The sequence below is a fragment of the Streptomyces dangxiongensis genome (assembly GCF_003675325.1).
Classification (GTDB): Bacteria; Actinomycetota; Actinomycetes; order Streptomycetales; family Streptomycetaceae; genus Streptomyces; species Streptomyces dangxiongensis.
In genome coordinates this window covers 2,048,787-2,073,670 of the sequence record NZ_CP033073.1, presented here as the reverse complement: position 1 = coordinate 2,073,670, position 24,884 = coordinate 2,048,787, and the positions used below count along the sequence as shown (strand labels likewise).

General features: G+C 72.5%; 17 protein-coding genes and 3 pseudogenes. 18 read left to right on the top strand and 2 right to left on the bottom strand.

Going from position 1 to position 24,884, the window contains the following annotated elements:
* The first annotated feature begins 18 nt into the window (after positions 1-18).
* The gene (locus tag D9753_RS09150) at positions 19-1,521 is read left to right on the top strand and encodes a M1 family metallopeptidase (protein WP_121786555.1); all 1,503 of its coding nucleotides are present in this window, start codon (positions 19-21) and stop codon (positions 1,519-1,521) included.
* 161 nt (positions 1,522-1,682) lie between these two features.
* On the top strand, positions 1,683-3,170 hold the full coding sequence (hflX, locus tag D9753_RS09145; protein WP_121786554.1) for a GTPase HflX: 1,488 nt from the start codon (positions 1,683-1,685) through the stop codon (positions 3,168-3,170).
* A gap of 185 nt (positions 3,171-3,355) precedes the next feature.
* Here the strand turns inward: hflX and D9753_RS09140 are convergent.
* Positions 3,356-4,577, bottom strand: a pseudogene (locus D9753_RS09140) (trypsin-like serine peptidase).
* 190 nt (positions 4,578-4,767) lie between these two features.
* Complete coding sequence (locus D9753_RS09135; protein ID WP_121786553.1) at positions 4,768-5,709, bottom strand: ScbA/BarX family gamma-butyrolactone biosynthesis protein; 942 nt, start codon at positions 5,707-5,709, stop codon at positions 4,768-4,770.
* 207 nt (positions 5,710-5,916) lie between these two features.
* Here D9753_RS09135 and D9753_RS09130 point away from each other — a divergent pair, with 207 nt between their 5' ends.
* From D9753_RS09130 to D9753_RS09050, 16 genes and pseudogenes are all read left to right on the top strand, one after another.
* Positions 5,917-6,585: a ScbR family autoregulator-binding transcription factor gene (locus D9753_RS09130; RefSeq protein ID WP_121786552.1), complete on the top strand. Its 669-nt coding sequence runs from the start codon at positions 5,917-5,919 to the stop codon at positions 6,583-6,585.
* A 157-nt stretch (positions 6,586-6,742) separates the two neighbouring features.
* Positions 6,743-7,441 carry an HAD family hydrolase gene (locus D9753_RS09125; RefSeq protein WP_121786551.1) on the top strand — a complete coding sequence of 233 codons (699 nt, stop codon included), beginning with the start codon at positions 6,743-6,745 and terminating at the stop codon, positions 7,439-7,441.
* Position 7,442: 1 nt separating this feature from the next.
* On the top strand, positions 7,443-8,195 hold the full coding sequence (locus D9753_RS09120) for an SDR family NAD(P)-dependent oxidoreductase (protein WP_121786550.1): 753 nt from the start codon (positions 7,443-7,445) through the stop codon (positions 8,193-8,195).
* Between the two features lie 181 nt (positions 8,196-8,376).
* Positions 8,377-8,943 (top strand): TetR/AcrR family transcriptional regulator, encoded by a 567-nt coding sequence (locus D9753_RS09115; protein ID WP_121786549.1) that lies wholly within the window; start codon positions 8,377-8,379, stop codon positions 8,941-8,943.
* 392 nt (positions 8,944-9,335) lie between these two features.
* Positions 9,336-10,352: an NAD(P)/FAD-dependent oxidoreductase gene (locus D9753_RS09110; RefSeq protein ID WP_121786548.1), complete on the top strand. Its 1,017-nt coding sequence runs from the start codon at positions 9,336-9,338 to the stop codon at positions 10,350-10,352.
* 152 nt (positions 10,353-10,504) lie between these two features.
* Positions 10,505-10,804 carry a 2Fe-2S iron-sulfur cluster-binding protein gene (locus D9753_RS09105; RefSeq protein WP_121786547.1) on the top strand — a complete coding sequence of 100 codons (300 nt, stop codon included), beginning with the start codon at positions 10,505-10,507 and terminating at the stop codon, positions 10,802-10,804.
* Between the two features lie 107 nt (positions 10,805-10,911).
* Entirely contained in the window at positions 10,912-12,093 is a 1,182-nt protein-coding gene (locus tag D9753_RS09100) for a fatty acid desaturase (protein ID WP_205614096.1), read from the top strand.
* 31 nt (positions 12,094-12,124) lie between these two features.
* On the top strand, positions 12,125-12,580 hold the full coding sequence (locus D9753_RS09095; RefSeq protein WP_121786546.1) for a cobalamin-dependent protein: 456 nt from the start codon (positions 12,125-12,127) through the stop codon (positions 12,578-12,580).
* A complete protein-coding gene (locus D9753_RS09090; RefSeq protein WP_121786545.1) occupies positions 12,577-14,034 on the top strand; it encodes a methylaspartate mutase in 1,458 nt (485 codons plus the stop codon). The genes D9753_RS09095 and D9753_RS09090 overlap by 4 nt, the downstream gene beginning before the upstream one ends.
* Before the next feature lie 7 nt (positions 14,035-14,041).
* Positions 14,042-15,004 carry a quinone oxidoreductase family protein gene (locus D9753_RS09085; protein WP_121786544.1) on the top strand — a complete coding sequence of 321 codons (963 nt, stop codon included), beginning with the start codon at positions 14,042-14,044 and terminating at the stop codon, positions 15,002-15,004.
* Positions 15,005-15,064: 60 nt separating this feature from the next.
* On the top strand, positions 15,065-15,985 hold the full coding sequence (locus D9753_RS09080) for an EamA family transporter (protein WP_121786543.1): 921 nt from the start codon (positions 15,065-15,067) through the stop codon (positions 15,983-15,985).
* 45 nt (positions 15,986-16,030) lie between these two features.
* Entirely contained in the window at positions 16,031-17,578 is a 1,548-nt protein-coding gene (locus D9753_RS09075; RefSeq protein WP_240468092.1) for a pyridoxal phosphate-dependent decarboxylase family protein, read from the top strand.
* Between the two features lie 240 nt (positions 17,579-17,818).
* Complete coding sequence (locus tag D9753_RS09070) at positions 17,819-19,420, top strand: diaminobutyrate--2-oxoglutarate transaminase family protein (RefSeq protein WP_240468091.1); 1,602 nt, start codon at positions 17,819-17,821, stop codon at positions 19,418-19,420.
* Positions 19,421-19,679: 259 nt separating this feature from the next.
* Positions 19,680-21,632, top strand: coding sequence for an IucA/IucC family protein (locus tag D9753_RS09065; protein WP_121786540.1), 1,953 nt, complete (start codon positions 19,680-19,682; stop codon positions 21,630-21,632).
* A 110-nt stretch (positions 21,633-21,742) separates the two neighbouring features.
* Positions 21,743-22,515 (top strand): annotated as a pseudogene (locus tag D9753_RS09060) (GNAT family N-acetyltransferase).
* Positions 22,516-22,763: 248 nt separating this feature from the next.
* Positions 22,764-24,780 (top strand): annotated as a pseudogene (locus D9753_RS09050) (ATP-dependent DNA helicase).
* The last annotated feature ends 104 nt before the right edge of the window (positions 24,781-24,884 follow it).

Below are 24,884 nucleotides of genomic sequence, written 5' to 3'. Positions count from 1 at the left end.
CCCTGGTAGCGGTGGTCCATGCTGCTCACCCCGCGCCACCGGTCCCGGCCCCGGATCTCCCGACACCGCAAGGCGGCCCTGCTCGCCTGCGCCGTCTCCGTCTGCCTCGTCGCCGCCGCGGCCCCGCCCGAGCCCCTGGGCGTCGGCGACCGCCTCTACCCGTACCTGGGCAACCCGGGCTACGACGTGGCCTCGTACGACATCTCCCTCACCTACGCGGGCACCAACGACAAGCCGCTCCAGGCCGTCACCACCATCGACGCCCGGACCACCGCCGACCTGGACCGCGTCAACCTCGACTTCGCCCACGGCACCGTGCGGTCGGTCGAGGTCGACGGGCGTCCCGCCCGCTTCACCAGTGCCGGCGAGGACCTGGTCGTGACACCGCGGACCCCCCTGACCGAGGGCAGCCGGACCCGGATCACCGTGCGGCACACCAGCGACCCCGCCCCCGCCAAGGACCAGGACGGCGGCTGGGTGCGCACCGTGGACGGCCTCGCCATGGCCAACCAGGCCGACGCCGCCCACCTGGTCTTCCCGGGCAACGACCACCCGTCCGACAAGGCGATGTTCACCTTCCGGATCACCGCCCCCGACGGCTGCACCGCCGTCGCCAACGGCCTGCCCACCGGCGCGTACCGGGTCGGCCGCACCACCACCTGGACCTACCGCACCCTGCACCCCATGGCCACCGAACTCGCCCAGGTGTCCATCGGCCGCTCCGCCGTGGTGCACCGCGCGGGACCGCACGGGCTGCCCCTGCGGGACGTCGTGCCCGCCGCCGACCACAAGGCCCTCGAGCCCTGGCTCGCCAGGACGCCCGACCAGATCGCCTGGATGGAGAGCAAGGTCGGCCGCTACCCGTTCGAGACCTACGGCGTACTCATGGCACAGGCCGCCACCGGCTTCGAACTGGAGACACAGACCCTGTCACTGTTCGAGAAGGACCTGTTCACCAAGCCCGCCTACCCCGAGTGGTACATCGAGTCGGTGATGGTGCACGAGCTGTCCCACCAGTGGTTCGGCGACAGCGTCACCCCGCGCACCTGGTCCGACGTGTGGCTGAACGAGGGGCACGCCACCTGGTACGAGGAGCTGTACGCCGAGGAGACGGCGCACCGGCCCATGAAGGACCGGATGAAGGCCGCCTACGGCGCCGCCGACCGCTGGCGCGAGTCCGGCGGCCCGCCCGCCCGGCCCAAGCCGCCCGCCCCCGGCCAGAAGATCGGCATCTTCCGGCCCAGCGTCTACGACGGCGCCGCACTCGCGCTCTACGCGCTGCGGCAGGAGATCGGCCGGCCGGCCTTCGAGCGGCTGGAGCGGCTGTGGGTCCAGGAACACCGGGACGCCACCGCCACCACCGCCGACTTCGTCCGGCTGGCCTCGGCCGTCGCCGGCCGCGACCTGCGGGGGTTCCTCGATGCCTGGCTGTACGGCGAGAAGACCCCGCCGATGCCCGGCCACCCCGACTGGAGGCCGACGGCCAAGACCGGGCCCGCCGAGCCGCGCGCCAGGCGATAAGCCGATGACGAGACGTGCCGTACCGTGCGACCATCTAGGCGGCGGCCCGCACGGGGGGACAAGGGAATCTCCCGGGGTACCCGTGCGTTGTACAGCACGAGCGGCCGAGCAGACCGCCGTACCGACGCCGTAACGGCACTCTCATCGACGTAAAGGATCAAATGACCTCCTCTTCTTCCCCTTCCCAGGACACCAAGCGCCTCGCGCACGCCTACCCCGAAGGTCTTCGGGCCGATGCCCTGATGGAAGAGGACGTCGCCTGGAGCTTCGAGAGCGACGGCGAGCGGGACGGCGACCAGTTGGACCGCTCCGAGCGTGCGGCCCTGCGCCGTGTGGCGGGCCTGTCCACCGAGCTGGAGGACGTCACCGAGGTCGAGTACCGCCAGCTCCGTCTGGAGCGGGTCGTGCTCGTCGGCGTGTGGACCACCGGCACCGCGCAGGACGCCGACAACTCCCTCGCGGAGCTGGCCGCCCTCGCCGAGACCGCGGGCGCGATCGTGCTCGACGGTGTCATCCAGCGCCGTGACAAGCCTGACGCGGCCACCTATATCGGCTCCGGCAAGGCCCTGGAGCTGCGCGACGTCGTCCTGGAGACGGGCGCGGACACCGTCATCTGCGACGGTGAGCTGAGCCCCGGCCAGCTGATCCAGCTTGAGGACGTCGTCAAGGTCAAGGTCATCGACCGTACGGCCCTGATCCTGGACATCTTCGCCCAGCACGCCAAGTCCCGTGAGGGCAAGGCGCAGGTCGCGCTCGCGCAGATGCAGTACATGCTGCCGCGGCTGCGCGGCTGGGGTCAGTCGCTGTCCCGGCAGATGGGCGGTGGCCGCGGCGGCCTCGCCACGCGTGGCCCCGGTGAGACCAAGATCGAGACGGACCGGCGGCGGATCCGCGAGAAGATGGCGAAGATGCGCCGGGAGATCGCGGACATGAAGACCGGCCGCGAGGTCAAGCGGCAGGAGCGCCGGCGCAACAAGGTGCCGTCCGTGGCGATCGCGGGCTATACCAACGCCGGCAAGTCCTCCCTGCTCAACCGCCTCACGGGTGCCGGTGTCCTGGTCGAGAACGCCCTGTTCGCGACCCTGGACCCGACCGTCCGCCGGGCGGAGACCCCGAGCGGCCGGCTGTACACCCTGGCGGACACCGTCGGCTTCGTCCGGCACCTGCCGCACCACCTGGTCGAGGCGTTCCGCTCCACCATGGAGGAGGTCGGCGACTCCGACCTGATCCTGCACGTGGTGGACGGCTCGCACCCGAACCCCGAGGAGCAGCTCGCCGCCGTGCGCGAGGTGATCCGGGACGTCGGTGCCACCGGCGTCCCCGAGATCGTCGTGATCAACAAGGCGGACGCGGCCGACCCGCTGGTCCTCCAGCGGCTGCTCCGGGTCGAGAAGCGCTCCCTCGCCGTCTCGGCCCGTACCGGCCAGGGCATCGACAAGCTCCTCGCCCTGATCGACGACGAGCTGCCCCGCCCCTCGGTCGAGGTCGAGGCGGTCGTGCCCTACACGCACGGCAAGCTGGTCGCCCGCGCCCACACCGAGGGCGAGGTGATCTCCGAGGAGCACACCGCGGAGGGCACCCTGCTCAAGCTCCGGGTGCACGAGGAGCTGGCGGCAGACCTGGCGCCGTACACGGTCACCACGGTCTGATCCAGCACCGGCTCACGAAGGCCCGCCACCCCCTCGGGGGCGGCGGGGTCTTCGCCTGTTCCGGCACGACAGGGCGCGGTCAGGGCCTGTCTTCCCGCGGATCTCGCCGGGGGCGCGGGCCCCGCGGACCCCGCTCGGGCCGGCCAGCGGTCGACCCGATCCGGTCCGATCCCGAGGACAGGGGCCTACCGGCCGGCGAACTGCCTGCTCACCGAGTCGTACACGCCCTTGGCCACCTCACCCAGCCGGGGGCCGGCCAGCCAGCCCGAACTCACCGGGGCCGATGGACGTGTTGGACACCAGTGCCGGCTTGCCGTCGGCGCCCGTCTCCACCCAGCCGCCGCCGGAGGAGCCACCGGTCATCGTGCAGCCGATCCGGTACATCGTCGGGTCGGACCGGTCCATGGACAGCCGGCCCGGATGGTCCTGGCACTGGTACAGCAGCTGACCGTCGTACGGTGCCGCCGCCGGATACCCGGACGCGGTGAGGCTCTGCACCTTCGGCACGGCCGGCGCGTCGAAGTCGACCGGCAGCGCTCCGCCGACGGTCTCCTCCAGCGATTCGCCGCCGCTGCCCCGCTCCGGGGTCACGTGGATGACGGCGAAGTCGTAGGAGGCGCCGTTGCCGCCCGTCGCACCGCCCTCGCTGATCCACTGCTGCGAGGTCTTCGCCGCGTCGGCCCACCAGACGCCGTACGGGGCGACCTCGGAGCGGCCGGTGTTCTCCAGCTCGGCGGCCGACCTGCCCTGGTTGTTGTACGACGGCACGAAGGCGAGATTGCGGTACCAGCCGCCCTTCTTGCCGGCGTGCACACAGTGGCCCGCCGTCCAGACGAGGTTGGATTTGCCCGGGTGCGCGGGGTCCGTCACGACCGTCGCCGAACAGACCATCGTGCCCTCGGGGGCGTCGAAGAGCAGCTTGCCCGAGGTGGCGGCGTTGCTGTGGTACGGCGGAACGACCGTCCGCGCCCGCACGGGCTGCGGCGCCGGGTCCGTCACGCCCTGGTCACCGGAGATGTCGTTGTCGTCGACGCCCTTGTCCGGGTCGTCGGCGTCCCGCATGCGGTCCGGGTTCCACAGGCCCTTGATCATGGGGTTGACGAAGTCGTCGGCCTCGCGCAGCCAGTCCTGCTTGTTCCAGTTCTTCCAGGCGCCCTTCTTCCACTTGTCGATGTCGATCCCGTGCTCCTTGAGCCTCTGCCTGAGGTCGTCCGGGATCCTGAGCTTGCCGTCGCCGGAGCCGCCCGCGGTCGCGCCCGCGGTGGGCTTGCCCTCGGCGTTGTCGCCGCCGCAGGCCGTGGCGGTCATCGCCAGTGCCGAGGCGAGGGCGACCGCCGTCAACGCGCGGGCGGTCCGGTGCGGGCCCCTCCCTCGCAGAACGGTGAACGACGGCCGTATGGATCGCATGCTTCTGACTCCCCCTGCTGTGAAGGAACTCGGCGATGAGGACGTGCGACCGGCATGTCACCTGGGCGGAGTTCATGCCGGGCCGCATCCTTGCGGAACGGCATCACACCCTATGCGGTCGCCGCGGGGGAGTTCCGACGGGACGGCAACGGTTCGGCTACAACCGGCCTGACCTGCTACGTCTCCGTCCTCACCAGGCGGGGGTGAGCGTGACGACGGACGTGAACAGGGTCTCGTCGCGCTGCACGGCGGTGACGCGCACCCGCTGTCCGGCGGCGCCGGACGGTTCCCGTGCGGTCTCGATCCAGCACGGCGTGTCCAGCTCGACGAAGCGCTTGAAGTCGGCTTCCAGGCCGGTCACCACCATCGGCTCGGGATGCGCCACCCGGTGCGCGGCCTGTCGCGCGGCTTCCAGCAGCAGCATTCCGGGCACGTGGTCCACCGGGTGGTCGAAGAGCACCGGGTGGGACAGGTCCACCCGCAGCCGGCTGCGGCCGGGGTCCTCGGTGGCCGACAGCACGACGTCGGCGGGCCGCGGGCGGGCGACCTCACCGGGCGCCATCGGCGGCGGCGCGGCCACGGCTTGCGCGGTGGACCGCTCCAGGTCGGCGTAGGGGCCGCGCAGCCGCTGATAGATGGCCGGGGGGTGGTTGTGGAAGGCCAGCTCGGCGGTACCGAGCGGCAGGCCGCCGCGGACCATGTCGACCCGCATGGTGAGGGAGGCCAGCCGGCTGGCCCGGCGCACCACGTCGGTGCAGGAGATACGCAGTTCCGTCTCGGCCGCCGTCGTGCCGCTGGTCAGGGCCGCGGGGAAGAGTGTCTGCCGGTAGTGGTCCCAGGACTGCCGGTGCCCGAACGGCGCGTCGTAGGCGGCGTGGCTGAGCAGCGGGACCGCCTGGCGTATCGATTCCGCCGCGAGCAGCGGGTCGAAGAGGCCGTGGACGGGGCCGTAGAAGGAGTGGTCGACGGGCCAGCGTGCGGTGATCAGGAACGTGTCGGGCGCGACCGTCCGGCATCCCCGCAGCAGGACCTCGGATTCGGCCAGTTTGTGGACGAGTTCGCGTGGCACGGGGTCGATGACGGATGTGGATCCCGGTGCGCTGCGCCCTTCCCGGCTGGTGATGGCCAGCATGCGAATCCCCCTTGGTGCGGACGTCGGTTACCACCTGCCTGCGCCCACAACATAAAGAGTGATCGTTTTGTTTTGGGTAAAGTAACGGCAAAAAAACCCTGCCTGCGCGATCGGGATCCGCTCCCGGGTCGAGGCTGATGGGCAGAACGACCCGGTCAATGCCGCTTAACATAGAGAACGTTTCATTTGAACTAGGGAGGGAACGTCGTGGGGCAACCCAGACAGGAGAGGGCGATCCAGACGCGCGGGGCGCTCATCCTCGCGGCGGCGGAGGTCTTCGACGAGTACGGCTTCGCGGGCGCCAGCATCAGCCGCATCCTCAAACGGGCCGGGGTCACGGCGGGAGCCCTGTACTTCCACTTCGAGTCCAAGGAGGCTCTCGCCAAGGCCGTGATGAACGCCCAGTCCGACACGATCCTGCCGTTCCTGGAGTCCCAGGGGCTGCAACGGCTGGTCGACATCACACTGGTGTGGGCGCGCCGGCTGCAGACCGACCCGCTGTTGCGGGCCGGGGTCCGGCTCACCGGCGAGCAGACGACCTTCGGGCTCCGCGACTCCAGCCCCTACCAGGCCTGGAGCCAGATCATGGAGGAGTGTCTGCTGGCCGCCCGGGAGAGAGGGGAACTCCAGGCCGGTGTCGAGCCGTCGGAACTCGCCGAGCTGATCGTCGAGGCCTGTACCGGCATGCAGATGTACGCGGCGGCCGAGACCTGCCGCGCCGACCTGTCCGACCGGGTGGTGCGGATGTGGCGGCTGTTGCTGCCGGGCATCGCCGTGCCGTCCGTGGTCGCCCGTACCGCGGTCGATCCCGCCCGCGCCCTGGCGGCCGAGGAAGCAACGGCTCCCGTCGGCGCCCCGGGCGATGGCACCGGCTGAGCCACCGCGCCCCGAGCAAGATCACGCGCCCCCCGCGGCCGTCAGAACACCTGCACGTAAGGTGTCCCGCGTTGCACGCCCTGTCTCCCGACAGGTCTGTCCCGCGGGGCCGTTCGGGCGCCCGGCGGGGTTCGCGCCACCGTAGGGGGAGTAACCCATGGTTCATACGCTCAACCGGCTACGCCTGGCCGCGGTCAACATCGACGGCGTCCTGCTCAACGACACCTTCAGCCCGGTCATCCACCGCTTCCTGGTCGACCGGGGCTGCGTCTACACGGCCGAACTGGAACGCAGCATCTTCTCGCAGCCACGCGCGGTCGCAGGCCGGCTCCTGGCCGAGGCCATCGGCGGATCCGTCACCCCACAAGCCGCGCTGGAGCTGTACTTCCGGGACCGCGCGGAGTATCTGGAGACCCACCCCGCGCGGCTCGACGAGGGCGCGGTGGAACTCCTGCGGCGGCTGCGCGCCGCCGGTCTGCGGACGGTCTGCTACGGCGGCCTCGACAAGGAGCACTTCGACACGTTCCTCGGCCCGTACGCGGACCTCTTCGACGACCCCGGGTACATCTGCACCGACACGTTCCGGCCCGGTGTCCACGAGATCGTCACCGAGTACTTCGGCCTCAAGTACGACGAGGCCCTCTTCATCGACGACGTGGCGAACGTCGGCCGTGCCGCCAGGGAGCTGGGCGTGCCCTTCATCGGCCACCCCAGCGACTTCCGGCACAGTTTCCAGCCGCAGCTGATGCGCGAGGCCGGGGTGCGGCACATCGTGGACTCCCTGGACGCCGTCGACGAGGAACTGCTGCGGACCCTGGACGAAGAAGCGGCGCTCGGCACCGTCTGGCGGGACTGACATGCTCAAGGGCAAGGTAGCCATGATCACGGGCGCGTCCAGCGGCATCGGCGCCGCGGCGGCCCGGCTGTTCGCCGAGGAGGGCGCCGCCGTGGTCCTCATGGCCCGGCGCGGGGACCGCCTCGAACAACTGGTGGCGGAGATCCGTGCGGCGGGCGGACGTGCGCTCGCCGTCGAGGGCGACGTCTGCTCGTCCGACGACGTCGAACGGGCCGTCACGGCCGCCGTCGACACCTTCGGCGGACTCGACGCGGCCTTCAACAACGCCGGTTACGCCACCGTCGGCACGCCCCTGCTGGAGATGGACGACGAGGACTACGCCCGCACCATGGACGTCAACGTGCGCGGCGTCTGGAACTGCCTGCGCCGGCAGCTCCCGGTGATGCTCGCCTCCGGCGGCGGGGCCGTCGTGAACACCTCCAGCGTCGCCGGGGTGCTGGCCTCCAGCGCGTCCGCCGCGTACGTGGCCGCCAAGCACGCGGTGATCGGCCTGAGCCGGGCCGCCGCGCGCGAGTACGGCGACCGCGGGATCAGGGTCAACGCGCTGGTCGTGGGCAGCACGCGCACCGAGATGATGGACCAGGTCATCGCCGGGTCGCGGGAGGTCGAGGAACGTTTTGAGGCGCGCACGCTGCGCCGGCGCATGGCCTCGCCCGATGAGATCGCCCAGGCCGCGGTCTGGCTGTGCAGCGACCGGGCGGCCTTCGTGACGGGCGCGGCGGTGCCGGTCGACGGCGGCCGGACGGCGGTCTGAGCCGACGCGGGCGGTGCCCGGCCGGCCGGGGTTCTCGAGGGGGCGGCTTTCCGGGGTCGCCCCCCTCGTCGTATCCGGGCGGGAAGTGCACCGGGACGTGCGGTTGCCGAGACGCCCGACAGGGACTGGAAAATAAAGCGAACGATTGCTTTTATTCGATCCCGCGTACCGGAGGTGCCTCATGGCCAGCCAGGAGAGATCCGCCCGCACCCGGCAGCGGCTGGTGTTCGCCGCCGCCACCGCGATCGCCGAGAGCGGTTACGAAGGGGCCACCCTGGCCCGCATCTGCAAGGCCGCCCAGGTGTCCATCGGGGCGCTGACCTTTCACTTCAGCTCCAAACGTGACCTCGCCGACGCGGTACGCGCCGACGCCCGCACCCTCACCCACGACCGGATGCGGCAGGCGGTGGACGCGGCGAGCGCCCCTGGTGCCGCGTTGCCCTGCCTGGTCCGGCTGACCGTCCAGCTCGCGCATCTGCTGGAGACTGAGGTGGTCGTGCGGTCCGCGGCCCGGCTCGCCCGGGACTGTCCGGACGACGACGCGTGGGTGAGCACCTGGCTTCCCGTGGTGCGCCGGCTGCTGGCGCAGGCGCAATGCTCCGGGGAGCTGCGGGCGGGCGTGGATCCGCAGGTCATGACCGTTCTGGTGAACCATCTCGTGTTCGGGGCGCCGCCCGCGCCGGGGGCGGCCTCGCAACTGGAACGCGTGTGGGAGGTCGTCCTCCGGGGTGCCGCGTCCCTCCGTTGATTGATTCTGCGTGCCGTCCGGTCGCGAGCGACGGGAATCGGAATCGACTGGCCCTTGAAAAACATAGCGAACGTTCTCTACTCTTTCGATCAGTCGATGGCCGGTGACGGTCTGTGGCTTCCGTGCGACCGGGGCGAACGGGCTCCTGGGCGAACTGGACGGGAACGGGGCAGGAACGGGGGAGTGGGTCGTGGCAGTCACGGATGTGAGCGGTACGGGACGCGTGCGGAGCGCATGCGCCGCGCTTGGTGCCGGTCGCGCCGGTGGCGGTGACGCTCGGGGCGCCGGCGAGGTCGGCGGTGTGGTGGCGCCGGCGACGGGGCTCGCGGTGATGCCGGTGCCCGTGGGGTCGGAATGGGCGTCGGCCCGCGTCCCCGGACAAGGAGCTTGACATGCCCGCTTCAATCGATTCGGACGTCGACCTCGCCATCGTCGGCGCCGGGCCCAGCGGACTCCACGCCGCCTACTACGCCGGATTCCGCGGCCTCACCACCGCCGTGCTGGACACCCTGCCGCACGCCGGCGGACAGGTGGCCGCCATGTACCCGGAGAAGCCGCTCTACGACATCCCGGCGCACCCCGCCATCAAGGGACGCGACCTCGTGGAGAACCTGCTCCGGCAGGCGGCGCCCTTCGAACCACGCTACCTCCTCGGCCAGACCGCCACCACGCTCGCCCGCACCGGCACCGGCTGGACCCTTGGGACCGACCGCGGCGCGTGTGTGCGCGCCGGTGCCGTGCTCATCACCGCCGGCCTCGGCGCCGCCGTCCCGCGCAGGCTGCCGGCCGCCGCGGACCACGAGGGCCGCGGGGTGACGCACCACGTGCCGAGGCTGGACGAGCACCGCGACCGGGACGTCGTCATCGCCGGCGGCGGCGACAGCGCGGTGGACTGGGCGCTCGCCCTCGCCCCCGTCGCCCGCTCCGTGACCCTCGTGCACCGGCGGGCCGCCTTCCGGGCCCACGAGTACAGCGTCCGCCAGCTATACGCCGCACCCGTGCGGATCATCACCGACGCACTCATCACGCGGTGTCTCGGAGGGCGGCGGCTCGAAGCGGTGGAGGTACGGGCCGGCGACGACCTGCTGACACTGCCCGCCTCCGCGCTGATCACCGCGCTCGGCTTCTCCACACAGCTCGGCCCGATCGCCGACTGGGACGTCGAGCTGGAATTCCGGCAGATCAAGGTGGACGCGACCATGCGCACCAATCTGCCCGGGGTGTACGCCGCCGGGGACGTCTGCACCCACCCAGGCCGGGTGCCCCTTATCTCCGTCGGCTTCGCGGAGGCCGCCACCGCGGTCAACCACGCGGCCGTGGCACTCCGGCCGGGCGAACGCCTCGCCCCCGGCCACTCCTCGGACGCGGTACCCCCGCCGGAGCCGCCGCTGCCGGCCGCCGTGGCCTGACCCCCGTACGCCCCCCGCGGCCCGGCGGCCGTACGGCCCGTGACCACCCGGCGCCACGGCGCGGGGCCCGAAACAGCCGACTCCGCCGGCCGACCGAACCCGCCCCCGGCCCCGCCGGGGAACCGACATGCCCTCAGGGAGCCACCGCAGCAATGGATCTCAAGAAACTGACCCTGATGCCGTACGGCCTGGAAGTGCAACTGCCGGCCGGGTCACCGCTGACCGACCTCGAGCGCGGGACCTCACAGCGCGTCATCCCGTTCGGCTGCCAGCAGGGGGCGTGCGGGGCCTGCGTCATCGAGGTCCTCGACGGCTTCGACGCGCTGGGCGAGATGGACCCCGAAGAGGCCGACTTCCTGGAGGACCTCGGCCAGACCGGCGGCAACTACCGCCTGGCCTGCCAGTGCCGCCTGATGAGCGCCGCCACCGTCCGCGTCGCGGACGCCCTGTGAGCCGTGCCGGCGCCCATCCGCCGGCCCACGAACAGACAACCTCGGAACCGATAGGAGTTCTTGTGTCGGCGACCAACTCCGCCGTTCGGAGTGCCGGTGTACGTCCCGTGTCCCCGCCCGGGCCCCAGGACCCCCGCGAGACCCTGACCCGTCTGCCGAAGGCGTTGCAGTTCCCCCTGACCCTGTTCACCGGCAAGGCACTGCCCGGCCAGGCCGCCCCGGGCTGGACCCCCACCCTCCACCTCGCCACGGCACTGTCCTCCGTGGTCGCCGGTGTCCTGGTCGGCACGCTCGGGTACGCGCTCGGCGGCGGCTGGCCGCTGCTCCTGATACCGGGGTGGGCCATCACGCTGCACGGCATGCGCAACCTGCGGATGATGACCTACCACCAGTGCTCCCACCGGAACATGTACCGGCGGCGCAAGCTCGACCGGTTCATCGGCCACGGCGTGTCCAGCCTGCTCATCATCCAGAACTTCCAGCGCTACAGCCGCGAGCACGTCAAGGACCACCACGCCGCCGGGCACATGACGCTCAAGGACCCCACGGTCCAGGCGTTCCTGGTCAGCCTGGAACTGCACCCGGGCATGACGCGCCGCCGGATGTGGCGCCGGGTGCTCGGCAAACTCGTCTCCCCGCGCTTCCACTTCGCGTTCGCCGTCTCCCGCGCCCGGTCGTTCTGGAGCGAGTCGGCCCGCAGCGAGAAGGTCTGCGCGCTCGTGCTGTACGGCGGTGCCGTCGCCGCTACGGTGCTCACCGGCACCTGGCCGGCCCTGCTGCTGATCTGGTTCGTGCCGCTCGTCCCGCTGTTCCAGGTGAGCAACACCCTGCGGCTGTGCGTGAAGCACACCTTCCCCGAGCCCGGTGTGGAGATCCGCCACGGACGCGAGTACTTCTCCAGCCTGACCAACGCCATCTTCATCGGCGACCCGGCCCCCTCCGCCGGCCTCCCGGCCGGCCGCCGCCTCGCCGCCTGGGCCCGCTGGACCCTCCGGCTCGTGTTCGTGCACGCCCCGTGCCGCTATCTGGTGCTGACCGGCGACACCGTCGTGCACGACTACCACCACCGCTACCCGGCCGCGCCGGACTGGGCGAACTACATCTTCGCCCGCCAGCAGGACATCGACGCCGGCCACCAGGGCTGGCCCCCGTACCACGAGGTCTGGGGCCTGGTCCCCGCCATCAGCCACGTCTTCGACTCGCTGTCCCGCGCGGACGCCCAGGAATACGACATCAACCGGCTGAAGGCGGTCAGCAAGCGCGAACTGTTCGCGGCCTTCGACGACTGACGACCACCACGTGGGACGAGGAAACAGGTCCATGCAGAGCAAGCAAGCAACCCCCACCCGCACGGTCATCCTCGGGGTGGCCGCCAGCGACAGCCACGCCGTGGCCAACCACCTGATCGCCTACGCGCTGCGCGGCGCCGGCTTCGACGTGGTCAACCTCGGCACCTGCACACCCGTCGAGGAGTTCGCGCAGGCGTGCGCCGCCCACCCGGACGCCGAAGCGGTCATCATCGGCAGCCTCAACGGCCATATCCACGAGGACCTGCGCGGACTCGCGGAGACCAAGCGCTCCGGAAAGATCAACTGCCCGGTCGTCGTCGGCGGGAACCTCTCCGTCGGCAGCCACAAGGACGGCTCCGCGTACGAGCGTCTCCACGCCCTCGGCGTCGACCACATCCTGTCCGACCCCGACGGACTCCCCGCGCTCCTCGACGGGCTGCGCGCCACCCGGGACGGCGCCACCGCCTCCCTGCGCACGGCGTCATGACCGGTACGCACAAGCCCCTGGCCCTTCTCGGCGGCACCGCCGGGAAGGGCCCGGCCGGGGACACGGCCGCCGACCTGCCCACCGCGGCCGAGTCCGCCGCCTACATCGCCGGCCTCGGCAAACCCACGGCCGCCGAGGTCCTGGAACGCTGCCGGGCCGCGGGCCGGGTCGCCATCCAGCCGCGCTGCGGGGTCGGCGGACACGCCGAGATGACGGACCTGCTGCGCGCCCTGGAGGCCGAGGCGCACCCCGACATCCTCACCCTCACCATCGACTCGCACACCCGGCTCAAGCGGTTCGAGGAAGCACTGCGCAGCCTCAACCTGCGCCCCACCGACCTCAACGGCTACCCGCTGGTCGCCCACGGCTGGCGGCGCGGCCGGGAGCTGAACGAGTCCGTCGCCGCACCCCTGGAGATCCGGCACGGCTCACCGGACGCCCGGCGGCTCTTCGACGTCTCCGTCGCCTCCGGCATCACCTCCTTCGAGGGCGGCGGGATCTCCTACAACCTGCCGTACTCCAAGGCCGTCCCGCTCACCGAGTCCCTCGGCGCCTGGCAGGACGTCGACCGCCGCTGCGGCGAACTGGCCGAACTCGGCGTCGTCATCGACCGGGAGCTGTTCGGCACCCTCACCGCCGTCCTCGTACCGCCCTCCGTCAGCCTGGCCATCAGCGTCGTCGAGGCGGTGCTGGCCGCACGCGCCGGCGTGCGCTGCATCTCCGTCGCCTACCCCCAGGGCGGGCACCTCGCCCAGGACATCGCGGCCCTGCGCTGCATCCCCGTCCTCGCCGAGCGCTACCTGCCCACCGGCATCGACGTGCACGCCGTACTGCACGAGTTCATGGGCGTGTTCCCCCGGCAGCGGGGCAACGCCGAGGACCTCATTCTCTACGGCGCGTTGGTCGCCCGCCTCGGCGGCGCCTCCAAGCTCATCACCAAGACCTACCAGGAGGCCTACGGCATCCCCGACACCCGGGCCAACGTGGAGGGACTGCGACTCGCGGACCGGGCCAACTCCCCACTGCTGGACTTCCTCCGGGTCGACGAGGCGCGGGTCGCCGAGGAGATGGAGTGGATCCTCGCCGAGGTCGGCGACCTCGTGGACCCCCTCATCGAGCGCGCGGACCTCATCGAGGCGGCGGCCGAGGCCTTCGAACGGGGCGCCCTGGACATCCCGTTCAGCGCGAGCCGCTACGCCCGCTCCGACGTCATCCCCCGGCGCGACGCCGAGGGCGCCATCCGCTATCTCTCGGCCGGCTCCCTGCCGTTCTCCGCGGCCAACCGCCGCCGCAACGAGGAACTGCTCGCGGCCCGGCCCGGCACGGAGGTGGCCCTCGGCTCCCTGATGGCCGGCCTCACCGGCGACATCAACTACTTCCGCACCGTCTTCGACGAAACGGACGGCACCGGATCACCTGGCACCACCGGTGCCGGCATCCCCGTGAGCAAGTGAGGTATCCATGCGCGCAATCCAGGTGACCCGGGCAGGCGGCTCCGCGGCTCTCACCCCCGTGGAACTGCCCGAGCCCGCGCCCGCGGCCGGCGAAGCCGTGGTGCGCAACGCGGTGATCGGACTCAACTTCATCGACGTCTACTTCCGCGACGGCACCTACCCCGCACCCTGCCCGTTCGTCCCCGGCCAGGAAGCCGCGGGCACCGTCACCGCGGTGGGCGAGGGCGTCGAGGGCATCGCCGTCGGCGACCGCGTCGCCTACGCCACCCAGCTCGGCGCCTACGCCGAGTCCACCGCCGTACCCGCGGCCAAGCTCGTCCCCGTGCCGGAGAACATCCACCTCCGCGACGCGGCCGCCGTACTGCTCCAGGGCCTGGCCGCGCACTACCTCACCCACACCACGCACCCCGTCACCGCCGGCGAGACCGTGGTCGTCCTCGCCGCGGCCGGCGGACTCGGCCGGCTGCTGGTCCAGCTCGCCGCCCACCGCGGGGCGACCGTCATCGCCGTGGCCTCCACCGAGGACAAGCAGCGCCTGGCACTCGACGCGGGGGCCCGGCACGCACTGCCGTACGACGGCTTCGCCGAGCGGGTCCGGGAACTCACCGGCGGCGAGGGCGCCCACGTCGTCTACGACTCGGTCGGCGCCGACACCTTCGACCAGAGCCTGGCCGCGCCGCGCCGCCGGGGCCACCTGGTGGTCTGCGGCCTCTCCAGCGGTCCGGTCGGCGCGATCGACGTCGAACGGCTGCGCACGGCCGGCTCGCTGACCCTGACCCGGCCGTCCCTGGCCGACCACGTGCCCGACACGGCCGCCCTGCGCGCCGCCGCCGCGGCCGTCTTCACCCACGTCGCCGACGGCGTCGTACGGCCCCGGGTCCAGACCGAGCTGCCGCTGTCCGAAGCGGCGCGCGCCCACGACCTGCTGGAGGGCCGGGGCACGACCGGAAAGGTCCTGCTGCGCCCCTGAGGGCGCGGCAGCGGACGGACGGAACCGACGGACGAGACAGGCGACGAGGAAGGCTGAACCATGAGTGTCGAAGCGGGAGTCGGAGCACAGCCCGCCGAGGCCGCCCCACCCGGAACACCGGGCGCGGCGGACCCCGGTGCCCGGGGACTCGGCCTGGTCCCGGCCCCGGTGCTCATGCTGATCGGCATGGTCAGCACGCAACTGGGCGCGGCCTTCGCCAAGCAGATGTTCGGCACGGTCGGACCCGCCGTCATGACCGTCCTCCGCCTCGGCTTCGCCGCCGCCGCACTGCTGCTGTGGTGGCGGCCCTCCTTCCGGCTGGAGCGGCGCACCGCCCTCGCGGTGGCCGGCCTCGGCATCACCATCGCCGGCATGAACATGTGCTTCTACCTGGCCATGGCCCGCCTGCCCGTCGGCGTGGCGCTCACCATCGGCATGTCGGGGCCGCTCATGGTCGCCGCCCTGTCCAGCCGGCGGGGCCGTGACCGGATGTGGACCCTGCTGGCCGGCGCCGGTATCGCCCTGCTCGGCTGGCAGGGCGGCGCCACCGGCCTCGCCGGCCTGCTGATCTCCGCCGCCTGCGCCGTGTTCTGGGGCGCCTACGTCCCCCTGTCCGCCCGGGTCGGAGCCCAGCTCCCGGGCGGTGGCGGGCTCGCCCTCGCCATGCTCTTCGGCACCCTGTGCGCGCTGCCGTTCGGGCTGGCCGAGGGCGGCTCGGTCCTGGGCCACCCCTGGGCGCTCGCCTTCGGGTTCGGCGTGGCGATGCTGTCCTCGCTCGTCCCCTACACCTGCGAGATGGAGACGCTGCGCCGGGTGCCGGCGCTGGTCTTCGGCGTGCTGCTGAGCCTGGAACCGGCGATCGGCGCACTCGTCGCCCTGATCGTGCTGGGCGAGACCCTCTCCGCCGGCCAGGTCCTGGGGCTCGCCTCCGTGGTCGTCGCGTCGATCGGCGTCATCCGCGGCACCCGCGCCACCACCTGAACCCGCTCCCGCGCCACCCCCGAACCCGACAGAAGGATGCGATCCGTGAACCACAGCACCCCCGCCACCACCGGCACCGGGCACCGCGTGGCCCTGGCGGGCACCCCCGACGGCCTGGAGCAGCTCGGCACGCTGGTCACCGCCGCCCTCGACGCGGTGTCCGCCGCCGCGGCCGAGCGCACCGGCCCGCTCCCGGCCGGCGGCCCCGACGCGGCGATCGCCGCGGTACGCGACCTGGTGCGCGACGGCGGCTTCCTCACCGACGCACCCGGCCCGCACCGGGTGGAAGAGCTGTTCGAGGCGTACGCGGGCTGGGCGGCCGACCTGACCCACCCGGCCGCCGTCTCCCGGATGCAGTGCGCGCCCACACCCGCCGCCGCTGCCGCCGAACTCCTCGCCGCCGTCCTCAACCAGTCGCTGCACTCCTGGGAGAGCGGCCCCTTCGCCCTCGAACTGGAACGCCGGCTGATCGCCGAGATGGCCGACTGGGTCGGATACGGCGAGACGGCCTCCGGCACACTCACCCCCGGCGGCAGCATCTCCAACCTCATGGGCCTGCTGCTCAGCCGCGACCACGTGCTCGGCGGCCTCACCGGCGACGACATCTCCCACACCGGACTCGCCGGCCGCGCGATACGGCCGCGGATCCTCTGCTCGACCGCCGCGCACTTCTCCGTCGCACGCGCCGCCGGCTTCCTCGGGCTGGGCCGGGACGCGGTGGTGCGGGTACCCGCCGACGAACGAGGCCGCATGATCCCCGAGGAGGCACGCCGGCTCCTGGACGGATTCGCCCCCGACGAGGTCCCCATCGCGCTGGTGGCCACCGCCGGCACCACGGACCACGGCTCCTTCGACCCACTGCCGGAACTCGCCGCCCTCGCCGCCGAACGCAGGATCTGGTTCCACGTCGACGCGGCGTACGGCATCGGCGCCCTCTTCTCGGACACGCTCCGCCCCCTCTTCGACGGACTGGCCGAAGCCGACTCCATCGCCTTCGACCTGCACAAATTCGGCTGGACACCCGCCTCCTCCAGCATTCTGCTGGTACGGGACCGGGCCCGGATGAGCCCGCTCGGCCAGCAGGCCGTCTACCTCAACCCGCCGGACGACGAGGCCGAGGGCTACACCGCGCTGCTCGGCACCTCCCTCCAGACCACCCGCCGCGCCGACGCCTTCAAGATCGCGGCCTCGCTGCTGGCCCTCGGCCGCGAGGGCATGGGCGAATGGGTCGACGCCTGCCACTCCCAGGCCCGGTACGCGGCCGCCCGCATCACCCGCGACCCGGACCTCGAACTGCTCGCCGAACCGATCCTCAGCACCGTGGTCTTCCGCTGCCGGGCCGGTGCGGCGATCGAGGACGAGAGCACCTGGAACGCCGCGGTCCGCAGGCACCTGATGGCCGAGGGCAAGGCCCTGCTGGCCCGCACGAAGGTACGACGCCAGGACGGGCAGGCACAGGTGCACCTGAAGCTGGTCTTCCTGAACCCGGCCACCACCACGCAGGACATCGACGCGCTGCTGGACGACGTCGTGGCCGCCGCCGCGGAGGTACGGCAGTCGCCGAAGGCGCGGACCCCGCAGACGGCGCACTGAGCGGTCCACCGGCCCGGGCCCCGGACGGCGTTCCCGCGCCGGGCCGGGGCCGGACCGCGCCCCGGACGGCACGGACGCCGAACCGGAACGGCGCGCCACCCTCCGGCAGTCACGGCACCGATCTCGGCCCAACCCGTAACCCGCCGCACGGTCCGCGGTTGTAGGCGGTGGGGGGACTGCCGGCTTCACCCGGTCCCCGCGGATCAACTCGCCTCTGGACAGCGGGGAGGACAGCACGCCGTGGCCGTTACGGAGTCGGTGGCAGGAGACACACCCGGGCGAGCGCGGGCCGTGCACGAGGGAATCCTCAGACGCCAGTCGGCGCGTGAGTCCTCGGCGCGCACCTACGCCCGCGCCCTGCCCGTCGTGCCCGTCCGGGCGCGCGGGCTCACCGTCGAGGGCGCCGACGGACGCCGCTACCTCGACTGCCTCTCCGGCGCCGGCGCCCTCGCGCTCGGCCACAACCACCCGGTGGTGCTGGAGGCCATCCGCGCGGTCCTCGACTCCGGCGCCCCCCTCTCCGTCCTCGACCTGGCCACCCCCGTCAAGGACGCCTTCGTCACGGAGCTGTTCCGCACGCTTCCGCCCGGCCTCGCCGACCGTGCCCGCGTGCAGTTCTGCGGACCGGCCGGCACCGACGCCGTCGAGGCCGCCCTCACCCTGGCCCGCGCCGCGACCGGCCGCACCGGCATGCTCGCCTTCACCGGCGCCTACCACGGCATGACCACCGGCGCCCTGGCCGTCTCCGGCGGTGCCCCCGACGTCCAGGTCGCCCGCCTGCCCTACCCGCAGGACTACCGCTGCCCCTTCGGCGTCGGCGGTCCGCGCGGCGCCGAACTCGCCGCCCGCTGGACCGAATCCCTCCTCGACGACCCCAAGTCGGGCGTTCCCCTGCCCGCCGGGATGATCGTCGAACCCGTCCAGGGCGAGGGCGGCGTGATTCCCGCGCCGGACGACTGGCTGCGCCGCATGCGACAGCTCACGGCGGACCGGTCCATCCCGCTGATCGCCGACGAGATCCAGACCGGAGTCGGCCGGACGGGCAGCTTCTGGGCCGTCGGCCACAGCGGGATCACCCCCGACGTCATGGTCCTGTCCAAGGCCATCGGCGGCAGCCTCCCCCTCGCCGTGATCGTCTACCGCGACGATCTCGACGTCTGGCAGCCCGGCGCCCACGCCGGCACGTTCCGCGGCAACCAGCTCGCCATGGCCGCGGGCACCGCCACCCTCGCCTACGTCCGCGAGAACGGCCTCGCCGACCGCGCCGCCGCCCTCGGCGCCCGCATGCTGTCCCGACTCCAGGACCTGGCCCGCGACTTCCCCTGCGTGGGCGACGTACGGGGACGCGGGCTGATGATCGGGCTCGAACTGGTCGACCCCGGGGCCGGGGGAACCGCGCCCGGCTCCGAAACCGTCCCCGGCTGCGCAATTGCCCCCGGTTCCGGATCCGCCCCCGGTTCCGCCCCCGGTTCTGGCACCGTCCTCGGTTCCGCTTCCGCCCCGGGTGAGCGCGTCGCCGCACCGACTGGACGGGCACCCACGCACGCGCCGCATCCCGTCGCCGCACCGGCCGGACTCGAACCCACCCGCACTCCGCACCCCGCCGCGCCCCGACTCGCCGCCGCCGTCCAGCGGGAGTGTCTCCAGCGGGGCCTGATCGTGGAACTCGGCGGCCGTCACGCGGCCGTGGTCCGGCTGCTTCCTCCGCTGACGATCACTGACGAACAGGCGACGGCCGTACTCGACCGCCTGGCCGACGCGGTGGCGGCAGCGGCCCGCCGGCATGAGTCCCACGGCCCACACCACCAAGGCCGCCACGGCCCCGCCGAACGCGCGGGCTGAGCACCGCCGGCGCCCCGCCCGGCCCGCGCCTTCGACACCGGTCCCCAGGTCGTCACTCCGTCCCCTCATCCCAGCCCCCTCCCGGGCATCCGGGCCGACGCCGCCCGTCGGCGCCGACCGCAAAGCCATCACGTGCACGTCCCGCTCACCTCGCCTTCCACTGAGTCACCGCTCCGGCAACCACCGTCCAGGCGCCGCGGCGACCCAGCGGACGACCGACCGAGCAGCACCACCTCACCTCCAGCCCCGAGGAGCCGTCATGAACGCCACACCCACTCCCGACGGCCACTCCGGCGCCCCCGACGAACCGGGAGGCTCCGGCGCCCCGGCCACACCGGTACCGCTCACCGAGTCGGTCCCCCCGCAGAAGCGGCGGGACGCGGACCTCACGCGACGGACCGAGCCCGGCGCCGACCCCCTGGAGAGCCCCGATCCCCGCACCGCGGCCCAGGCCGCCGCCGTGGAGAACCTCCTGCGTTGCTGGGTGCGCGAAACCGGCCTCGCAGCCCCCACGACCGGCAGCCTCCGCATCCCGCTGCCCGCCAGCGGCACCGCCCTGACCGCGCCGGTCCGCTACTGGTCCCCGACGGGCTGGCACCGCTTCGGCCCGCCCCGTCTCACCGGCACTCCCGAGACGGCGCCGCCCGTCGACGCCGTCACACTCGCGGCACTGCTCGTCAGGGAACCAGCGGATGACACGTCCGGCGCGATCCGCACCGTGCAGCCCACCGCGGCCGGCCGAGGCGACGACGACCTGGTGGCGCGGGTGGCCGACTCCGTCCGCCGCACCGCCGCCTTCATCCGCCATCGGCGCGACCACCCCGCCGACGCTCCCGACCTCTTCCTCAGCGCCGAACAGTCCCTCCTCCTCGGCCACCCGCTGCACCCGACCCCGAAGAGCCGGGAAGGCCTGACCGAGGCCGAGGCCCAGCGGTACTCACCCGAGCTGCACGGCTCCTTCCCCCTGCACTGGCTGGCTGTCGCTCCTTCCGTCCTCGCAACCGACTCCGCCTGGACCGAACGCGGCCGTCCCGTCCCCGCCGGCCACCTCGTCCGACGGCTCGCCGGAACCGGGCTCCCGCTGCCCGACGGTTACACCGCCCTGCCGCTGCACCCCTGGCAGGCCCGCGAGGTTCGGCACCGTCCGTCCGTCGCCGCACTCCTCGACTCAGGACTTCTGCGCGACCTCGGCCCCCTCGGCGCCGACTGGCATCCCACCTCCTCCGTACGAACCGTCCACCGGTCCGGCGCCCCCGCGATGCTCAAACTGTCGCTGGGCCTGCGCATCACCAACTCCCGCCGCGAGAACCTGCGCAAGGAACTCCACCGCGGAGTCGAGGTGCACCGGCTGCTGCGCACCGGCCTAGCCGAGCAGTGGCAGGCCGTGCACCCCGGCTTCGACATCGTCCGCGACCCGGCCTGGCTCGCCGTCGACGGCCGGGACGGCATGCCCGTGCCGGGCCTCGACGCGGTGATCCGGCACAACCCGTTCGCCCCGGCCGACGACGCCGGCTGCGTCGCCGGACTGCTCTCGCCACGTCCCTCCGCGGAGCAGACCACCAACCCTTCGCGTGGGCAGGTGACCTGGCCGATGCGCTCCCGGCTGGAACGACTCGTCGCAAGACTCGCCGCACACACCGGTCGGCCGGTCGGCGCCGTCGCCACCGAGTGGTTCCTGCGCTATCTGGAGCACGTCGTCCGCCCCGTGCTCTGGCTGGACGGCGAGGCCGGCATCGCTCTCGAGGCCCACCAGCAGAACACCCTGCTCCTGCTCGACCGCGACGGCTGGCCCGCCGGCGGCCGCTACCGCGACAACCAGGGGTACTACTTCCGCGAGTCCCGGCGGGCCGAACTGGAGGCCCGGCTGCCCGGCATCGGTGAGCACAGCGACACCTTCGTCCCCGACGAGGTCACCGACGAACGGTTCACCTACTACCTCGCCGTCAACAACGTGCTGGGACTGATCGGCGCCTTCGGCTCCCAGCACCTCGCCGACGAGCGGCTGCTCCTCGCGGCCTTCCGCCGCTTCCTCACCGAGCTCGCCACGGGACCCGCCGCGCTGCGCTCCTCCCTGCTCGCCCGCCTCCTCGACTCACCCGTCCTGCGCTGCAAGGCCAATCTGCTGACCCGGCTGTACGGCCTGGACGAACTCGTCGGCCCGGTCGACACCCAGTCCGTCTACGTCACCATCGCCAACCCCCTCCATTCCTGAGCACAACACCGCAGGGCACCCCCTGAGCGGACCGCGCCCCGGGCGAGCCGCACCGTCTTCCCGCACAACCGAGGAACATGACCCACCTCGCCTCCTGAGAGGAGCGCACCGTGCCTCCCACCGACGCCGGCGCCGCGACCAGCCCCGCCCCTGCCCACCAGGGCTGCGCCGGCCCCGGAACGGACGCCGCGGGCCTTCGTGGCTCACGCTTTCGCGGGTTCACCGTCGAGGACGACGACCCGGACAGCGAGGACACGCTGGACCTGCGTCTGCCCGCCGACTTCATCGCCTTCTGCGCCGGAACGACAGTCGGCACGCCCGACCGGCTCTCCGCCTGGGGGCCGGTCACCACCTCGGCCGGCACCTTCCGCCTGCTGCCCGTACGCATCGAGCACGACCTGCCGCTCGTCCACCGCTGGATGAACGACTCCGCCGTGGCCTCCTTCTGGGAACTGGCCGGACCCCGGAACCGGACCGAGGAGCATCTGCGGACCCAATTGGCCGGCGACGGACACAGCGTGCCGTGCCTCGGCGTACTGAACGGCACCCCGATGAGTTATTGGGAGATCTACCGCGCGGACCTCGACCCGCTGGCCCGTCACTACCCGGCCCGTCCGCACGACACCGGGATCCACCTCCTCGTCGGTGACGCCGCCGACCGGGGACGAGGGCTGGGGTCCGCCCTGCTCCGAGCCGTGGCCGACCTGATCCTCGACCGGCGCGTCCCGCATGCGCACGTGTCGTAGCGGAACCCGATCTGTGCAACACCCCCTCCGTGGCCGCGTTCCTGAGCGCGGGCTTCCGGTACGCGGCGGAAGTCGACCTGCCTGCCAAGCGGGCCGCCCTCATGATCCGGGACCGGGTCCTGCGCCATGTGCTGTAGCACTCCGCCATCAAGCACTCACATGGAGATACGAACCGCGGGTCCGCGGTGTTCCCGCGGCCGAAAAAAATTCCGCGCCCCATATCGCGCCCCGGCAACCCCTCTCTCCGACCCGCCCCTCCGACCCCGCCCCTCAGATCCGCCCCGCCGATCCCCCCGCCACCACCAGGAGCCCCGGCCGTGATCCCGCCCCCCGCCCCCGCCACGAGACCCCGTTTGTCAGTGCAGGGCCGTAGGGTGGTCGGGCTATGACGAAGCCCTCACTTCCCGAACTCCTGCATGCCGCCGTCGCCGCCGTCGGCGGTACGGAGCGCCCCGGCCAGGTCACCATGGCCGAAGCGGTCGCCGAGGCGATCGACGACGGATCCCACCTGCTGGTCCAGGCCGGCACCGGCACCAAAGTCGCTGGGCTACCTCGTGCCCGCGCTGGCGCACGGAGAACGGGTGATCGTCGCGACGGCCACCCTCGCCCTCCAGCGCCAGCTCGTGGAGCGCGACCTGCCGCGCACGGTCGACGCCCTGCACCCGCTGCTGCGCCGCCGTCCGGAGTTCGCCATGCTCAAGGGCCGGTCGAACTACCTGTGCCTGCACCGGCTGCACGAGGGCATGCCGCAGGACGAGGAGGAGGGGCTCTTCGACCAGTTCGAGGCCGCCGCGCCCACCAGCAAGCTGGGCCAGGACCTCCTGCGGCTGCGTGACTGGGCGGACGAGACCGAGAGCGGCGACCGGGACGGTCTCAGCCCGGGTGTCTCCGACCGCGCCTGGGCGCAGGTGTCGGTGTCGTCGCGGGAGTGTCTGGGCGCGTCGAAGTGCGCGTACGGCGCCGAGTGCTTCGCGGAGATGGCGCGCGAGCGCGCCAAGCTCGCCGAGGTCGTGGTCACCAACCACGCCCTGCTGGCCATCGACGCCATCGAGGGCGCCCCGGTGCTGCCCCAGCACGAGGTGCTGATCGTGGACGAGGCGCACGAACTCGTCTCCCGTGTCACCGGCGTCGCCACCGGCGAACTCACGCCCGGCCAGGTCAACCGTGCCGTGCGCCGAGCCGCCAAGCTCGTCAACGAGAAGGCCGCCGACCAGCTCCAGACCGCCGCCGAGGGCTTCGAGCGGCTCATGGAGCTGGCGCTTCCGGGCCGCCTGGAGGAGATCCCGGAAGACCTCGGCTACGCCCTGATGGCGCTGCGGGACGCTGCCCGTACGGTCATCTCGGCGATCGGCGCGACACGCGACAAGTCCGTCCAGGACGAGGACGCGGTCCGCAAGCAGGCGCTCGCCTCCGTGGAGTCGGTGCACGACGTGGCGGAGCGGGTCGTGAACGGCTCGGAGTGGGATGTCGTCTGGTACGAGCGGCACGACCGTTTCGGCGCCTCCCTCAGGGTCGCCCCCATGTCGGTGTCGGGCCTGCTCAGGGAAAAGCTCTTCGCCGACCGTGCCGTCGTCCTCACCTCGGCGACGCTCAAGCTGGGCGGCGACTTCAACGGGGTCGGGGCCTCCCTGGGGCTCGGCCCGGAGGGCGCGGAGGGCGAGGACCTGCCGAAGTGGAAGGGCGTCGACGTCGGCTCACCCTTCGACTACCGCAGACAGGGCATCCTGTACGTCGCCAAGCACCTGGCGCGCCCCGCGCGGGACGGCGACCGGACCGACATGCTGGACGAGCTGACCGAGCTGATCCAGGCGGCCGGCGGTCGCACCCTCGGGCTGTTCTCGTCCATGCGGGCCGCCCAGCTCGCGGCGGAGGAGCTGCGCTCCCGGATCCCCGAGTTCCCGATCCTCCTCCAGGGCGAGGAGACGCTCGGCGAACTGATCAAGAACTTCGCGGCCGACCCCAAGACCTGTCTCTTCGGCACGCTGTCGCTGTGGCAGGGCGTCGACGTCCCGGGACCCAGCTGCCAGCTCGTCGTCATGGACAAGATCCCGTTCCCGCGTCCCGACGATCCGCTGATGAGCGCGCGCCAGAAGGCGGTGGAGGACGCGGGAGGCAACGGGTTCATGGCAGTGGCCGCGACACACGCCGCTCTGCTGATGGCGCAGGGCGCCGGACGCCTCGTACGGGCGTCCGGCGACCGGGGTGTGGTCGCCGTACTGGACCAACGGCTGGCCACCGCGCGCTACGGCGGCTATCTGAAGTCGTCCCTGCCGGACTTCTGGTACACCACGGACCGTAACCAGGTCCGCAGGTCGCTGGCGGCGATCGACGCGGCGGCGCAGCAGGTGGAGACGCGGCAAGCCGAAGCGGAGCAGGCAGAGACGCAGCACGCGGCGACGTGACCGTGGGGTGGTCCGACCGAGCCGGCCGGAGCACCCACGAGGGCAGCCGCCCGTGCGGCCGCCCAGAGACAGGCAGGACCCCGGAACCGGCGCAGAGGTTCCGG

Excerpts from the sequence above, each read along its gene's own strand:
- D9753_RS09110 (WP_121786548.1), top strand. The coding sequence starts at position 9,336 with ATGCCCGCTTCAATCGATTCGGACGTCGACCTCGCCATCGTCGGCGCC.
- D9753_RS09150 (WP_121786555.1), top strand. The coding sequence starts at position 19 with ATGCTGCTCACCCCGCGCCACCGGTCCCGGCCCCGGATCTCCCGACAC.
- D9753_RS09095 (WP_121786546.1), top strand. The coding sequence starts at position 12,125 with ATGCAGAGCAAGCAAGCAACCCCCACCCGCACGGTCATCCTCGGGGTG.
- D9753_RS09080 (WP_121786543.1), top strand. The coding sequence starts at position 15,065 with ATGAGTGTCGAAGCGGGAGTCGGAGCACAGCCCGCCGAGGCCGCCCCA.
- D9753_RS09125 (WP_121786551.1), top strand. The coding sequence starts at position 6,743 with ATGGTTCATACGCTCAACCGGCTACGCCTGGCCGCGGTCAACATCGAC.
- D9753_RS09090 (WP_121786545.1), top strand. The coding sequence starts at position 12,577 with ATGACCGGTACGCACAAGCCCCTGGCCCTTCTCGGCGGCACCGCCGGG.
- D9753_RS09115 (WP_121786549.1), top strand. The coding sequence starts at position 8,377 with ATGGCCAGCCAGGAGAGATCCGCCCGCACCCGGCAGCGGCTGGTGTTC.
- D9753_RS09065 (WP_121786540.1), top strand. The coding sequence starts at position 19,680 with ATGAACGCCACACCCACTCCCGACGGCCACTCCGGCGCCCCCGACGAA.
- D9753_RS09105 (WP_121786547.1), top strand. The coding sequence starts at position 10,505 with ATGGATCTCAAGAAACTGACCCTGATGCCGTACGGCCTGGAAGTGCAA.
- D9753_RS09135 (WP_121786553.1), bottom strand. The coding sequence starts at position 5,709 with ATGCTGGCCATCACCAGCCGGGAAGGGCGCAGCGCACCGGGATCCACA.
- hflX (WP_121786554.1), top strand. The coding sequence starts at position 1,683 with ATGACCTCCTCTTCTTCCCCTTCCCAGGACACCAAGCGCCTCGCGCAC.
- D9753_RS09120 (WP_121786550.1), top strand. The coding sequence starts at position 7,443 with ATGCTCAAGGGCAAGGTAGCCATGATCACGGGCGCGTCCAGCGGCATC.
- D9753_RS09085 (WP_121786544.1), top strand. The coding sequence starts at position 14,042 with ATGCGCGCAATCCAGGTGACCCGGGCAGGCGGCTCCGCGGCTCTCACC.